The following is a 14564-nucleotide window of genomic DNA, read 5'->3' on the forward strand; positions in this document are numbered from 1 at the left end:
CTTTTTTATAATTTTCCGATCAAACTAATAATTATGAAAAATCTGCTTTTACTACATGGGGCTTTAGGGCATAGCGATATTTTTAAACCTTATCAACAGGAACTATCGAAACACTTCAATATACATACTCCTCTATTTTCAGGACATGGAAATACTGACATTTCAGAAGAAGACATTAGCATTGAAAAATACACCAAGGAGCTGGAAAATTATTGTGAAGAGGAAAATTTAAAAGACGTTTATATTTTCGGACACAGCATGGGTGGTTATGTTGGTCTTTGTTATGCTTTGCGGAAGCCTGATAACGTAAGTTCCATTCTGACTTTAGGAACAAAATTCGATTGGACGGAAGAACAGGCTGTAAGGGAAAGTAAAATGCTGGATCCTGAGACAATCCTTTCAAAAATTCCAAAATATGCAGAACAACTGGAAGCTCAACATGGTAGTAAATGGAAACAACTTCTTCCCGCAATTGCTAAAATGATGATTTCTCTAGGCAAAAATCCACCATTAGATCAGAGCAGTTTAATTGCTATCACAACACCCGTTCAGATCATGGTTGGAGATAAAGACAACATGGTAACATTGGAAGAAAGTATCCGGGTCTATCATAGCATTCCAAATGCAAGGCTGGCTGTACTTCCAGACACGAAGCATCCGATGGACAAAGTACGTTCAACATTAGTATTTGATATCATGAAAGATTTCTGGAATTTAGTCTAAATTATCGCTGCAATTTTTCGCCGTAACTTAAATCTCCGGCATCACCTAGCCCCGGAGTGATATATCCTTTAGTGGTCAACTGTTCATCAATGGCTCCTACCCAGATTTTTGCTTCGGGATATGCTTTTTCAATAGTTTCTACTCCCCGGCGTGAAGCGATTGCTGCCACTATATGCAATTGCGTAGGTGTTCCATGTGTTAAAAGATCTTTGATAGCCTCAATTAAAGAAGCTCCTGTTGCCAACATTGGGTCTCCAACAATCAAAGGTCTGCCTTCAATACTTGGGCAAGTTAAATAATCCTGTTTAATAGAAAAATAATCATTCGCATCATGTTTTCTGTAAGCAGCTACAAAGCCACAATCTGCTTTATCTAAATAATTTAAAATCCCCTGAAATAAAGGAACTCCTGCTCTTAAAATTGTGGTAACAACAGGCTGGACTGCAATTTCCTTTACTTTTATCGTATCCAGAGGAGTCTGAATTTCAACCTCTTTTTGTTCTAAGTCCTTACTGATCTCAAAAGCTGCTATCTCTCCGATACGCTCCATATTTCTACGGAACCTCAATCGATCCTGTTGAACTTCTACATTACGAAGTTCATTAATCCATTCATTAACAAGAGAAAAGTTTTCTGATAAAATAGTAAGCATGAATTTTAAATTTTAATTAGAGTTGATCGGCTTTAATTCCTGCAAAATTACAATTAAAAAATGAATCGGGATATTGAAATCCCTGAGGCCAAATAAATAGATCAGGAAAAAGAAATCAATATTCCCTTATATCGGCTCAAAAAAAATCTGGTAAGAACGTTATTCTTACCAGATTTTATGATTAATAATTTCTCATTTCAACTTTCTTTTTTTGATATTTTGAAAGTTCCAAGAAACTAAATTCTTATTATTTTTGTCTGAAATATACTTCAATAGGAACTCCGGTAAATCCGAATTCTTTTCTCAATTGGTTTTCAGTAAATCTCTTGTATGGTTCTTTTACATATTGCGGCAGGTTACAGAAAAATACAAACTGCGGCGATGGTGTAGGAAGCTGAACACAATATTTAATTTTAATATATTTTCCTTTGTTTGCAGGAGGTGGAGTCTGTTCAAAAATAGGAAGCATCACCTCATTTAATTTTGAAGTTTTTATTTTCTTCTTACGGTCTTCGTAAACTTCCATTGCCACTTCTACAGCTTTTAGAATTCTTTGTTTCGTTAAAGCAGATATAAACAAAATTGGAATATCCTGAAACTGTCCGATCTTATCTTTAATTACTTTTTCGAAATCACGAATGGTATTTGTTTTTTTATCTTCAATCAGATCCCATTTGTTAACCACGATCACAATTCCTTTTCTGTTCTTCTGGGCTAATCCGAAGATATTCATATCCTGAGATTCCCAACCCTGAGTTGCATCTACCATAATGATCACGACATCAGAATATTCAATAGAACGGATTGATCTCATTACAGAATAAAATTCCAGATCTTCAGAAACTTTAGCCTTACGACGCATTCCTGCAGTATCTACCAACACAAACTCGTGTCCGAATTTATTGTAAAGGGTCTGAATACTATCTCTCGTTGTTCCTGCAACATCGGTTACAATGTTTCTTTCAACATCAAGTAAGGCATTCGTTAAAGTTGATTTTCCTACATTTGGACGACCTGCAATAGTAATTTTAGGCAAACCTTCAAAAGGATCCTGATAATCGGTAGTTGGGAAATCCCTAACAATATCGTCCAGTAATTCTCCGGTTCCAGAACCTGTTGCTGAAGAAAGTGTAAAATACTTTTCAATTCCTAACTGATAAAATTCTGTAGCCGCTAATTCTTCCTTAGCAGAATCTACTTTATTAATAACAATATATACAGGCTTATTGGATCTTCTTAAAAGTTCATGGATCTCATAATCAGTATCGGTAAGTCCTTCTTCTACATTCAGCATAAAGATAATAGATGTTGCTTCATCTACTGCTAACTGTACTTGCTTACGGATCTCTTCTTCGAAAATATCTTCTGTTCCTACATCATATCCTCCTGTATCAATTACAGTAAAGTCTACTCCATTCCAATCTGATTTTCCGTAATGACGGTCTCTTGTAACTCCGGCAGTAGAGTCTACAATAGCTTCTCTTCTCTCCAGAAATCGGTTAAATAATGTGGATTTTCCTACGTTGGGACGCCCAACGATAGCAACAATGTTTGACATAAAAAATGTTTAATAATCCCTCGACTCGCTCGGGACAAGTTATTAATGAGTTACTCCAACTTTTGGAGCTCAATTTTTTGCAAAGATAAGGCTTTATTATTTAGAAATAAAAAAAACGAGATTTCAAAAACAACCCTAGGCATTATTAAGACTTTGTATATCAGACAATAGCCATACATCAAATATATTATTTCATAATTTGAAATTGTTCAAATCAAAAAACCACCCTTCTCAGGATGGTTTTAAGTTATATGATATTAAGATTTAAACTAAATCAAATCTATCTAAATTCATTACTTTAGTCCATGCAGCAGCAAAATCTTTAACAAATTTACCTTGCGCATCAGCACTGGCATATACTTCAGCAATAGCTCTCAATTCTGAATTGGAACCGAATACCAAATCAGCACGGGTAGCCGTCCATTTTGGCTGTCCACTTGAGCGATCTGTTCCCAGATACAATTCGTTATCCGCGGAAGTTGCTTTCCATTGTGTTCTCATATCCAGAAGGTTCACAAAGAAATCATTAGTAAGAACTCCTGGACGGTGTGTAAATACCCCATTTTTAGAACCGTCAAAGTTAGTATCCAGCGCTCTCATTCCGCCGATTAATACCGTTAGTTCAGGAGCCGTAAGTGTTAAAAGCTGTGCTTTATCTATTAATAACGCTTCTGTGGAAACTGTATATTTTCTTTTTAAGTAATTACGGAAACCGTCTGCTGCAGGTTCAAGATATCCCATAGATTCAACATCAGTTTGTTCTTGTGAAGCATCCATACGACCCGGTGTGAAAGAAACAGAAATATCATAGCCGGCATCTTTTGCTGCTTTCTCTACTGCTACAGTTCCTGCCAATACAATTAAATCTGCTAATGAAACTTTCTTACCTGAAGATTGTGCATTAAATTCTGTCTGGATATTTTCCAATCCATTTAGTACTTTCTGCAATTGAACAGGATTATTTACCTGCCAGTTTTTTTGAGGAGCTAATCGAATCCTGGCACCATTTGCTCCACCACGCTTATCACTTCCTCTGAAAGTTGATGCTGAAGCCCATGCTGTAGTTATCAATTCTGAAGAGCTTAGTCCTGAATTTAATATTTTCACTTTTAATGATTCAATATCACCAGCATCGATTAACGCATGATCTACTGTAGGAATAGGATCTTGCCAGATCAATACTTCAGCGGGAACATCAGGCCCCAGGTAACGGACTCTTGGTCCCATATCTCTATGTGTAAGTTTAAACCATGCTCGGGAGAAAGCATCCGCCAATGCATCAGGGTTTTCATAAAAATGTCTTGATATTTTTTCATATGCCGGATCCAATCTTAATGAAAGATCGGTTGTCAGCATTGTAGGTCTATGTTTTTTTGTAGAATCAAACGCATCAGGTATTGTATTATCTGCATTTTTAGCGACCCATTGATGAGCCCCCGCTGGACTTTTGGTAAGTTCCCATTCATTTTCAAATAGGTTTTCAAAGAAATTATTACTCCACTGAGTAGGTGTTTTGGTCCAGGTAACTTCCAGCCCACTACTGATGGCATCAGCCCCACTTCCACTGCGATAGCTGCTATTCCATCCTAATCCCTGTTGCTCAATTCCGGCTGCTTCAGGCTCTTTTCCTACATGATCCGCCGGTCCTGCACCGTGCGTTTTTCCAAAGCTGTGTCCACCAGCAATTAATGCTACAGTTTCTTCATCATTCATCGCCATACGTCCGAAAGTATCACGAATATCTTTAGCCGCAAGAATAGGATCCGGATTCCCATCAGGTCCCTCAGGGTTTACATAAATAAGACCCATCTGTACTGCTGCTAAAGGTTTTTCCAAATTACGTGAATGAACATCCCCATCTGCATTATCATCTGTAGGAAGGACGCCATGATTTTCAACTACCCCTTCAGAACCGTGTGCATAACGCAGGTCTCCTCCTAACCATGTTGTTTCAGATCCCCAATATATATCCATATCCGGCTCCCAAACATCTTCACGTCCTCCGGCATATCCAAATGTTTTAAAGCCCATGGATTCCAAAGCAATATTACCGGTAAGAATCAAAAGATCTGCCCATGATATATTTTTACCATATTTTTGTTTAATAGGCCAAAGCAATCTTCTGGCTTTATCAAGACTTACGTTATCCGGCCAGCTATTTAATGGGGCAAAACGTTGTTGCCCTGCTCCGGCACCTCCTCTACCATCACCTACACGATAAGTACCGGCACTATGCCAAGCCATACGGATAAACAAAGGACCATAGTGTCCGAAATCTGCAGGCCACCATTCCTGTGAATCAGTCATTAATGCATGAAGATCTCTTTTTACCGCTTCAAGGTCTAAATTCTTAAAAGCTTCAGCATAATCAAAATCCTTATCCATAGGATCCGACAAAGATGAATGCTGACGTAAAATATCAACTCTTAACTGGTTAGGCCACCATTCCTGATTTTGAGTTCCACCACCAGCGACACTTTGCTTCATCGTTCCATTATGAAACGGGCACTTACTGATGTCATTTGAATCTTTTTCCATTGTTGCTTAAATTTTAATATTGATAGATATAGTTTACTTGCTATGAATAAGACAAACTTACAACAACCTGATCAATAAATTTGATCTATTGATATTATTTTTACAATAGTTAAAAACTATAATTTAGATCTCGCAATTTTGCCTCATTAAATGCAAGAAGTTAGCAATATTTCATTCAAATCAAGATAAAAAACTCGTAAAACCACTCTATTTAGAATGATTCTACCTTTTACGATAAGAAAAAAAATGCCTACATTTATCCATACAAACACTCAAAAACAGCAGTATGAAAAAAGTATTGATCGTTCTCTTAGTTGCTTTTATTATCATTCAGTTTTTTCCAATTGATAAAACAAATCCACCTTTAAATCCAGGCATGGATTTTTTAAAAATAAAAAATACACCACCGGAGATCGCCAGGATCATCAACACTTCCTGTTATGACTGTCATTCTAATGAAACAAAGTATCCATGGTATTCCAGTATTGCTCCCTCCTCATGGTTTTTAAAAAAACATATTGATGAAGGAAGAAAACATCTAAATTTCTCTACCTTTGCAATGTACGAACCTAAAAGACAGGCACACAAATTGAAGGAATGTACAGAAATGATCGAAAAAGAGGAAATGCCTCTTGAATCATATTTCATTGGTCATCAGGGTGCAAAATTAACTCCTGAACAAAGAAAGGAATTAATAAAATACTTTAAAAAAGTAAAAGAAGAAACTGAAAGATCGATGGTATTTTAAAAACAAATGGATTATGCAGGAAAATTGGCAGGATAAATATATTGTCTTCTTTGATGGAGAATGCGGAGTCTGTAATTTCTGGGTACAGTGGATCCTGGAACGTGATACAAAAAACAAATTTTTATTCGCGTCCTTACAATCTGATTTCGGTCAGAAATTTTTATCCGAAAGGGGGCTGGAAACAACGGTATTCAACACGATGTATCTTTGGAAACCTAATCAATATTACCTGGTAAAATCCCGGGCAGTTCTTCAAATTGCCAGTTTATTAGGTGGTATTTATCAACTGATTGCTGCTGGAAAAATCATTCCAACATTTTTAAGTGATCAGGTTTATGATCTGATCTCAAGAAACAGAATGAAATTGGCTGCTCAGAAATGTTTTCTTCCTGATCAGAATCAGAAAAGAAAATTTATAGAAGTTTAAATTAAAAAATATCATAAAAAAGAAGGCTGTTCCAAATTGAAACAGCCTTCTTTTTATTGATTAAGTGACCATACAGAATAACTATTTGGCGGACATTGAATTTTAACTCTTTTATCAGCCTGTGTCGTCGGATACCAGGTGGATGCCCCGGTAAAATCTTTGATCTGTTGATTAGTCCAGTTCGTATCAACCCATCGTTCCTGCCAGCTTGAAGAAGTATTGATATACACAACCAATCCTGGGTTACCATTATAACCATTTCGTCTCGCAATGTATTCATCATTATCCGTGTACAGAATAGAAGTTGTTCCTGTCGCTTTATTATTATGAATCCAAATCAGATTATTTAACCTTTCCTTATTCAACCATTCTTCATAATCTCTGTAAAATATAGTGGGATACCCTTCATGAGTTAAAATATAAGCATAAGCAGGCATCTTATTATAGATAATATCGGTGTCATGATTCGCCACAAAAGTAACCGCCTTATAAGGATTTCTTTTCCACATCATATCATCATTCAAAAGATTAAGATTTCCATTATCAAAAGCTTCATCCATTTTATAGTAGGCTGCAAAATCGAACACCGAACTGTTGGCATTATTTGCCCATGAGTTTAATGTATTTACATCGGAATCCCACAATTCTCCTACAGAAAAACCACCCACATTAGAATTCCAGCTATTCACCACCCAAGCTCCAAAACCTTTTACATAATCGAATCTCCAACCGTCAAACTTCATTACATTTTTATAGTATTTCCCCACAGAATCATCTCTTCCCCAAAGCCAGTCCTGCACATAAGGACGTGCATGGCATAAATCCGGAAAACCACCAAAAGCACCCTCATCATTATTTCCATAAGCATTCTTATAAAAATCATTGTAGCTTCTTGGAAACTTCCCGGAAGCTATTCCTGAAAAATTAGTCCAGGTATTGGTTCCCGTATAAGGATTGGCTTCAGATTGCCCGCCACTGTTATGATTGATAACGATATCAGCATAAACCTGCATATTTTCAGCATGAGCTTTAGTGATCAATGCTTCTAATTCTGCTCTTGAACCAAATCGCGTCTCTATACTTCCATTTTGATTAAAATTTCCAAAATCATAATAATCCGTAGGATCATACCCCATTGAATAAGGACCATTCTGCGCCTTTGATGCTGGCGGCAACCAAACTGCACTTATTCCGGCATTGGACCAGTCGGTCAATTTATCTTTAACGGTATTCCACCAGTTTCCACCTTCGGGAACATCCCAATAAAACCCCTGCATCAGAACTCCACCGCCAGGACCTGCAGTAAATTTACCATTAGCCGATTCTTTTCCTGTACTGAAAGGCCTCCCATCATGATTTGTAACCTGCACTATTTTGGAATGAACCTCTAATTCATTAGAGCTTTTATCTATCACCTCATCATTCGTAGCACAGGAATTCATAATACCTAAAACTACTAATGAAAGAAGGAAATGTTTTTTTTTCATAGTTCGTATTTTAATTATTAATATAACAACTAAAGTACAATTTTATTAAAATAAATTCCAAGGAACGTGAATAAATTTGCTTGTCATTAAAAATATTTCTAAAAACACTATCATAAATTTTCATTAAAAAATCATAAACTTTAAAGATTATCAAGACAATTTTTCTTTTAATCCATATATTTGCATATTATGGAATATAACACCCAAAAAACGCAACTTAATATGCCGGAATATGGCAGAATTATACAACAGTTGGTTGAGCGTTGCAAAGAGCTTCCTTCTAAAGAGGAGAGAAACGAAATGGCAATGGCAATCATCGATTTTATGGGACAAAGAAACCCACAACTTCGTGATGAAGACAATTATAAACATAAACTTTGGGATCACCTATATATTTTAGCCAATCATGAATTGGATGTAGATTCTCCTTATCCTTTTCCTACGAAAGAGCAACTTGAAGAAAAACCTAAAAGAATGGAATATCCAAAACTTCAGGGTGACTTTAAATTTTACGGGAAAAGTATTCTTCAATTAATTGAAAAAGCTATAGAACTTGAACCAGGAGATGAAAAAGAAGCTCTTATCGAGGTTATTGCCAACAACATGAAGAAGTCTTATAATGTATATAATAAAGAACATGTTACTGATGATGTGATTTTCCGTCATTTGAAAGAGCTATCGGAAAACAGATTGGATCTGACTGGAATTGAATCTTTGGAGAAAAGTAAGATCTATTACACGACCAACAACCGAAGCAACAACAATAACAACAACAATCGCAACAGCAATAATAAAAACCAAACCAACAAAAGAAGGCACAACAATAACAACAATCATAAAAACAGAAAGTAAATGAGTGGAACGTTTCAAATAAGAGGAGGAAAGAGACTGCAAGGTGAAATTACTCCACAAGGGGCAAAGAATGAAGCTTTACAAATTTTATGTGCAGTTTTACTAACTGATGAAGAGGTAACAATTAAAAACATTCCCGACATTCACGATGTCAATAGACTCATTGAAATTCTGGGTGACTTTGGAGTAAAAATCACAAAAAACGGACAAGGAGATTATACTTTTAAAGCTGATCGTGTCAATTTTGATTATGTAAGATCAAATGAATTCAAAAAGGACGGTGCAAAATTACGCGGTTCGATCATGCTTATGGGTCCTATGCTGGCAAGATATGGCGAGGCTTATATGCCAACACCTGGTGGAGACAAAATAGGAAGAAGAAGATTAGATACCCATTTTCAAGGATTGGTAGAATTAGGAGCTGAGTTCCATTATGATGAGGAGGAATACTTCTATTCATTAAAAGCTAAAGAGCTTAACGGAAAATTCATTTTATTGGAGGAGGCTTCAGTAACCGGTACTGCTAATATCGTAATGGCTGCAGCTTTAGCAAAAGGTAAAACCAGAATTTATAATGCAGCTTGCGAACCTTATCTACAGCAACTTTGCAAGATGCTAAACAGAATGGGTGCTAATATTTCGGGAATAGGTTCAAACCTATTAACGATTGAAGGAGTTACTCACTTACATGGAACAGAGCACACCATGCTTCCTGATATGGTTGAAATAGGTTCATGGATCGGTCTTGCTGCGATGACAAAATCTGAGCTTACCATAAAAAATGTAAACTGGAATCAATTGGGAGTTATTCCTAATACTTTCAGAAAACTTGGAATCCAGCTTGAACAAAGCAATGATGACATTTATATTCCGGCTCAGGAAAATTATAAAATCCAGAAATTTATTGATGGATCTATTCTTACGATTTCCGATGCACCGTGGCCAGGTTTCACACCTGATTTACTATCCATCATTTTGGTAGTTGCCACTCAGGCAAAAGGCAGCATTCTGGTTCATCAGAAAATGTTTGAATCGAGATTATTCTTTGTTGATAAATTAATCGACATGGGTGCGCAGATCATTTTATGTGACCCACACAGAGCTACAGTTATTGGTCTTAATCAAGAAGCTCCACTTCGTGGAACGACTATGGTTTCTCCAGATATCAGAGCAGGTAACGCTCTTCTTATAGCAGCACTTTCTGCAGAAGGAAAATCGATTATCCACAATATCGAACAGATTGACAGAGGCTACGAAAATATCGATGGAAGACTAAAAGCAATTGGAGCAGACATCGAAAGAATTTAATATATAATTTATTCAAAATATAAAAAAGCGTTCAAGTTAAACTGAACGCTTTTTATTTTTATGACTACTTCGGTTTACCAGCCTCCGCCGCCACCGCCGCCACCTCCGCCGCCAGAGAAACCTCCGCCACCAGATCCACTGCCGGAACTGGAAGGCTGTGTAGCTGCAGACTTTATGGAATTCGTAAGGCTTGAGTTTAAACTGTTTGCAAAACTTAAGTGATTGATAGAACTTCCTATATACCAGGCGTGAACATATTCTGTTCCGGTTGCCATACTTTTTAATAAGTCATCAAATTTTTTACCCCAAATTTCATCAACTCCCAATACCATTGCAAATGGAAGGAGTTTTTCAAAAACCTGTGGTGTCAGCTGAGGGGGATTATGGAATTTCAACTGTTCATTTTCAGCGGCACCCATATACATTTTGAAACCTTCAATCAAGGATTTTTTCTTCAGCTTTTCTTCTGATGGCCTTCTAATTAGATATTGATAGATCATCAGTGAGGTAAATGCCAGAGCAATAAAGATGTAACAAATATTAAAGTTATTATCCTCAGTTATTTCATGACCATTTGTTATTAAACCTCCTATACCAAAGAATATGACAAAAGGGATCGGTATTAAGAATTTCCATGAAAGATTCTTAAATAAAAAGCCAACTAAAATAAAGGCTACAAAAAGAACCACAAATAATGCAATTCCAATAGCCACTTTTTCAGCCTCAGGATATATCGTATAACTAAGAAATAATCCGAGAGCATAAACTATCATAATCAATAAAGTTGGCAACACCAGTTTGCCACTGTTATTCCCCTCGTTTAAAAATTTATCGTGCTGGAATTTCAGAGTTTCCTTGAAATTGGTAACTACTCTTTCAATCTTTGAATCATATTTCCCATCAAACTTTACGGAATCAGAAGAGTTTGAAAAAAGAGTATTTAATAAATTAATTTCTTCTTTCGGAAGTGACTGATCTGCTTCTTTCAGTTTTTTAATGGTAAATGTTTTAGAACTAAAAAGTCCTAGAATACCAGAATCTTCACCTTCGATGATCTGAACATATCCTTTTACAGCAAGATTAACTATAGCTGCTGTTAAATATTTATTTTTAAAATTCTCACTTTTTAAATAACCTAAAGAAGCAGGAGAAAGATCTTCGGGAACATTGAACTGCGGATAAACAACAGGTTTTTCAGGATCAACACCATACTTACTCCATGTTGAATAGTAGTAAAAAATTAATCCTAAGAAAATAATAAACCCACCGATTAAAATTCCAAATTTCTCAAGAAAAGTGGGTGGTGGCGGTGGTATCATTACTCCTTTATTAAACCCTACAGCTATGGTAAGGCCTTCATTTGCCTTAAGATCCGCAGCTGTCCATTCTATGGAATGATCTGATAAAACTTTAGCATTACAGTTTTGTGAATTACTGCCATAAGCTCCGGTGTAACAAGAATTTTGAATTATCCGGGCTCCTTCGGGAAGATTAATTTTCGCGGAAATAGAATCTATATCAAAATCCCAATATGTTCCATTTACATTCCAATACAACTCATCATATTTATCAAAGAATCCTATTTGATGATCTGCCGTATATTTGATCTCATACTCATAATCGCCAGGACTTAATATAATATCTTTGTTTCCTACATATATTTTAAGAAAGCCATCTTCTATCTGATCGTGGTAATTTTCCTCAACTCCATTTTTTTTAATGGAAATGATTGTATACTTTACTTTCCTGGTCTTATTATTAAGGTTTCTTGAAAGCGGTAAAGCGCGATAAATCCCTCTTTTAATATGATCCCCCAAACTGTGAACTTTAATATTTTCCGTAACAGTGATCCCGGAATTCTTATCAACATCAATATCAGAATGAAAGGAAGAAATTTTTTCAGGACTTTCCACGATCGTCATTTGATCCACACGTCGAGGTTCATCCTGAGCAAAACCAACTATAAAAAACAGAAGGTTGAAAAGCAATAGAAACTTTTTCATCACCTAAAATTTCACAGATGGAACTTCCCTTTCGGCTATATTTTCCAATTCAAAGAATGGCGATTTTTCAAATTTGTACATATTCGCAATGATATTGCTTGGAAAAGACTCTACTAGGGTATTGTTTTCACGAACGGTTCCGTTATAGTATCTTCTTGATTTCTCAATATCATTTTCTATAGAGGTAAGTTCTGACTGTAATTGCTGGAAATTGGCATTTGCCTTAAGATCCGGATACTGTTCAGCTACAGCAAATAGATTCATCATTGCCTGATTCAGGTTTTTCTCAGCTGCCTCTTTACCCTCAACAGAATTGGCACCAACAGCCTGATTTCTTGCTCTTGTAACGCTGTCCAAGGTTTCACGTTCATGACTGGCATATCCTTTTACCGTTTCTACAAGATTTGGAATAAGATCATGACGTTTTTTCAACATTACATCAATACTACTCCAGGCTTCCTGAACAAGGTTTCTAAATTTTACCAAACGGTTATAAATAGAAACTCCATAGAAAAGAAACAAAACAACTACAGCGACAATGATAATAATTGCGATCATAAATTATTGGTTTTATATATGCTAAAAGTACTATTTTTTCAGTTACCACTGATCATAAAAAAAAGCGTTCAGTAAACTGAACACTTTCGTAATTAAAACTATATGAATCTCCCCTAAAAATACTTCCTGCAGATATACTCTACACTGGTATTTAAAAGTTTATTTTTATTCAGATAAAGCTCAAGCTGCTTGCAATCATCTGAATTTGCATTTATATATAACTGAACAGAACCAAAACTACGTCCTTCAATATACTCTACATTAGCAGATAACACCCTGTGATAGATCCCGAACTGGTTGCACATTGCATTTAAAATATTCTCAAACTTCATTTTACCGTTTAATTCTATTTCAAGTATCATTTCTTTTTTTGGCAGGTTGATCTTATTTTGGAGAACCTGCAGGTTCGGACTTGGTGTAATCATCACTAAACATTTTTTTGGTTAGACTATTCTTGATTTTACATTTTCTTATTGCGTTAAATCTGTCACAAAAATATAAAAAAATATTAGTACACCAAATTAGTAGACTAATATTTTTTAATTTTAACATAAAAAAAGAGAAGTCACTCACTTCTCTCTGTTTTTTATAGTTCTTTTATTCTTTCCAATTTATCTGAACCAGCCAGACCATTGGGATTACAACCAAGCTCTCCTTCTGGGACTTTCAGGTTCTTTTTCTTATAAAACTCTTCCCAGAATATGTTTACTTTTCCTGTTTTTGGATCAATAAATGTCATAGGCTCTAATTTAAAAATATGATCCTCTCTAAATGCTCTTTCAATGAAATCTGAACAGTAATAGGAATTATTATCTAAAATATAATTAAAATTATATGGTTTCCCCAGCATTGATCCAGCTTTTTCAAGTGCAGAAGGAATTGAATTTTGAAATTCTGCTTTTAGCCGATATACTACAATTCTCTGTTTATCTTCAGTCTCATCTCTTATAAAATCCTTGAGAGATTGTTTCTGAGATCCTCCTTTGGGTGCAGCATGCAATACAAAAAATGAATTCCCTTCTTTCTTTAAAATTCCAATATGATCAAAAGAAGTATTTTTTTGCTTTTGTGTAACGTTATTAATGGCTCCTGAAAGTCCAGTTTCTTTGGCAGTTACAAAAAGTAGATCACCATCTTTAAGGTCAGACCTCTGCCAACTTTTACATCCTGATAATAGAAATAAAAGAATGACAACTATTATATGGTGTATACGCCTATCTTTTAAAATTCGATTCATAACATTCTATCCAGTCTTCAACAGTCATTTTTTTACTTACTTCGGCGATTAATTCGAATGGAATATCTTCCATCTTCTTGAAACGGATACAAGATTTACCCATATCCAGTTTTCTTGCAGAATGTTTTGGAAACTCAGCAACAAACCATTCTAGAAGTTCAGGTTTTGCATATATTCCCATATGGTATAATGCTATAAAGTTCTTTTGGGAAGCTAAGCTTATAAATGGCAATGGTGAACCAGGAGCACAATGATATCCTGCAGGATAAGTTTCTAAAGGTACCGCCCAGCCCACCATTCCATAACTTGGATTATTGATAAATCCTTTCGGTAAATTATCATTTACAGTGTCAAAAAGCTTTCTAAACACCTCTTTCCGGTCCTCAGGAATTTGTGAAATATAATCTTCTACAGAAGCCGCATGGATTTGCATTTTAATTTAGTTTTATTAGTTTTCAAATTAACAAAAATTA

14 protein-coding genes are annotated in these 14564 nt (G+C 35.6%); 5 read left to right on the forward strand and 9 right to left on the reverse strand.

Going from position 1 to position 14564, the window contains the following annotated elements; genetic code table 11:
- The first annotated feature begins 33 nt into the window (after positions 1 to 33).
- Positions 34 to 723: an alpha/beta fold hydrolase gene (locus tag J7E44_RS20135; protein ID WP_214832940.1), complete on the forward strand. Its 690-nt coding sequence runs from the start codon at positions 34 to 36 to the stop codon at positions 721 to 723.
- A 1-nt stretch (position 724) separates the two neighbouring features.
- On the opposite strand, the gene upp is transcribed toward J7E44_RS20135, so the two are convergent.
- The 3 genes from upp to katG all read right to left on the reverse strand — a co-directional run bounded on the left by upp (position 725) and on the right by katG (position 5471).
- On the reverse strand, positions 725 to 1375 hold the full coding sequence (upp, locus tag J7E44_RS20140) for a uracil phosphoribosyltransferase (RefSeq protein WP_214832942.1): 651 nt from the start codon (positions 1373 to 1375) through the stop codon (positions 725 to 727).
- A gap of 247 nt (positions 1376 to 1622) precedes the next feature.
- Positions 1623 to 2933: a ribosome biogenesis GTPase Der gene (der, locus tag J7E44_RS20145; RefSeq protein ID WP_214832944.1), complete on the reverse strand. Its 1311-nt coding sequence runs from the start codon at positions 2931 to 2933 to the stop codon at positions 1623 to 1625.
- 264 nt (positions 2934 to 3197) lie between these two features.
- Complete coding sequence (gene katG / locus J7E44_RS20150; protein ID WP_214832947.1) at positions 3198 to 5471, reverse strand: catalase/peroxidase HPI; 2274 nt, start codon at positions 5469 to 5471, stop codon at positions 3198 to 3200.
- Positions 5472 to 5757: 286 nt separating this feature from the next.
- Here katG and J7E44_RS20155 point away from each other — a divergent pair, with 286 nt between their 5' ends.
- Complete coding sequence (locus J7E44_RS20155) at positions 5758 to 6219, forward strand: heme-binding domain-containing protein (protein WP_214832949.1); 462 nt, start codon at positions 5758 to 5760, stop codon at positions 6217 to 6219.
- 13 nt (positions 6220 to 6232) lie between these two features.
- Positions 6233 to 6646 (forward strand): thiol-disulfide oxidoreductase DCC family protein, encoded by a 414-nt coding sequence (locus J7E44_RS20160; protein ID WP_214832951.1) that lies wholly within the window; start codon positions 6233 to 6235, stop codon positions 6644 to 6646.
- Positions 6647 to 6699: 53 nt separating this feature from the next.
- Here the strand turns inward: J7E44_RS20160 and J7E44_RS20165 are convergent, their stop codons facing one another.
- A complete protein-coding gene (locus J7E44_RS20165) occupies positions 6700 to 8133 on the reverse strand; it encodes an alpha-amylase (protein WP_214832953.1) in 1434 nt (477 codons plus the stop codon).
- A gap of 189 nt (positions 8134 to 8322) precedes the next feature.
- On the opposite strand from J7E44_RS20165, the gene J7E44_RS20170 reads away from it, so the two are divergent.
- Together J7E44_RS20170 and murA are read left to right on the forward strand one after the other, a co-directional pair.
- Positions 8323 to 8985, forward strand: a complete 663-nt coding sequence (locus tag J7E44_RS20170; RefSeq protein WP_214832955.1) for a DUF4290 domain-containing protein — start codon at positions 8323 to 8325, stop codon at positions 8983 to 8985.
- Positions 8986 to 10293 (forward strand): UDP-N-acetylglucosamine 1-carboxyvinyltransferase, encoded by a 1308-nt coding sequence (gene murA / locus J7E44_RS20175; RefSeq protein WP_214832957.1) that lies wholly within the window; start codon positions 8986 to 8988, stop codon positions 10291 to 10293.
- Positions 10294 to 10367: 74 nt separating this feature from the next.
- Here the strand turns inward: murA and J7E44_RS20180 are convergent, their stop codons facing one another.
- From J7E44_RS20180 to J7E44_RS20200, 5 genes are all read right to left on the reverse strand, one after another.
- Positions 10368 to 12296, reverse strand: coding sequence for a DUF2207 domain-containing protein (locus J7E44_RS20180; RefSeq protein ID WP_214832959.1), 1929 nt, complete (start codon positions 12294 to 12296; stop codon positions 10368 to 10370).
- A gap of 3 nt (positions 12297 to 12299) precedes the next feature.
- Positions 12300 to 12854 (reverse strand): LemA family protein, encoded by a 555-nt coding sequence (locus J7E44_RS20185; protein ID WP_214832960.1) that lies wholly within the window; start codon positions 12852 to 12854, stop codon positions 12300 to 12302.
- Between the two features lie 113 nt (positions 12855 to 12967).
- Positions 12968 to 13279: an NIL domain-containing protein gene (locus J7E44_RS20190; RefSeq protein WP_214832962.1), complete on the reverse strand. Its 312-nt coding sequence runs from the start codon at positions 13277 to 13279 to the stop codon at positions 12968 to 12970.
- 161 nt (positions 13280 to 13440) lie between these two features.
- Positions 13441 to 14091 carry a YiiX/YebB-like N1pC/P60 family cysteine hydrolase gene (locus J7E44_RS20195; protein WP_214832964.1) on the reverse strand — a complete coding sequence of 217 codons (651 nt, stop codon included), beginning with the start codon at positions 14089 to 14091 and terminating at the stop codon, positions 13441 to 13443.
- Positions 14069 to 14524, reverse strand: a complete 456-nt coding sequence (locus tag J7E44_RS20200; RefSeq protein WP_214832966.1) for a DUF1801 domain-containing protein — start codon at positions 14522 to 14524, stop codon at positions 14069 to 14071. The genes J7E44_RS20195 and J7E44_RS20200 overlap by 23 nt, the downstream gene beginning before the upstream one ends.
- Positions 14525 to 14564 lie beyond the last annotated feature (40 nt).

The organism is Chryseobacterium sp. ISL-6, from assembly GCF_018613715.1.
GTDB lineage: Bacteria > Bacteroidota > Bacteroidia > Flavobacteriales > Weeksellaceae > Chryseobacterium > Chryseobacterium paludis.

What these genes read in the sequence shown, in the direction of transcription:
- J7E44_RS20180 (WP_214832959.1), bottom strand. Translation starts at nt 12,296, where the DNA reads ATGAAAAAGTTTCTATTGCTTTTCAACCTTCTGTTTTTTATAGTTGGT.
- J7E44_RS20195 (WP_214832964.1), bottom strand. Translation starts at nt 14,091, where the DNA reads ATGAATCGAATTTTAAAAGATAGGCGTATACACCATATAATAGTTGTC.
- J7E44_RS20190 (WP_214832962.1), bottom strand. Translation starts at nt 13,279, where the DNA reads ATGATTACACCAAGTCCGAACCTGCAGGTTCTCCAAAATAAGATCAAC.
- J7E44_RS20135 (WP_214832940.1), top strand. Translation starts at nt 34, where the DNA reads ATGAAAAATCTGCTTTTACTACATGGGGCTTTAGGGCATAGCGATATT.
- der (WP_214832944.1), bottom strand. Translation starts at nt 2,933, where the DNA reads ATGTCAAACATTGTTGCTATCGTTGGGCGTCCCAACGTAGGAAAATCC.
- J7E44_RS20165 (WP_214832953.1), bottom strand. Translation starts at nt 8,133, where the DNA reads ATGAAAAAAAAACATTTCCTTCTTTCATTAGTAGTTTTAGGTATTATG.
- murA (WP_214832957.1), top strand. Translation starts at nt 8,986, where the DNA reads ATGAGTGGAACGTTTCAAATAAGAGGAGGAAAGAGACTGCAAGGTGAA.
- J7E44_RS20160 (WP_214832951.1), top strand. Translation starts at nt 6,233, where the DNA reads ATGCAGGAAAATTGGCAGGATAAATATATTGTCTTCTTTGATGGAGAA.
- katG (WP_214832947.1), bottom strand. Translation starts at nt 5,471, where the DNA reads ATGGAAAAAGATTCAAATGACATCAGTAAGTGCCCGTTTCATAATGGA.
- J7E44_RS20155 (WP_214832949.1), top strand. Translation starts at nt 5,758, where the DNA reads ATGAAAAAAGTATTGATCGTTCTCTTAGTTGCTTTTATTATCATTCAG.
- J7E44_RS20170 (WP_214832955.1), top strand. Translation starts at nt 8,323, where the DNA reads ATGGAATATAACACCCAAAAAACGCAACTTAATATGCCGGAATATGGC.
- J7E44_RS20200 (WP_214832966.1), bottom strand. Translation starts at nt 14,524, where the DNA reads ATGCAAATCCATGCGGCTTCTGTAGAAGATTATATTTCACAAATTCCT.
- J7E44_RS20185 (WP_214832960.1), bottom strand. Translation starts at nt 12,854, where the DNA reads ATGATCGCAATTATTATCATTGTCGCTGTAGTTGTTTTGTTTCTTTTC.
- upp (WP_214832942.1), bottom strand. Translation starts at nt 1,375, where the DNA reads ATGCTTACTATTTTATCAGAAAACTTTTCTCTTGTTAATGAATGGATT.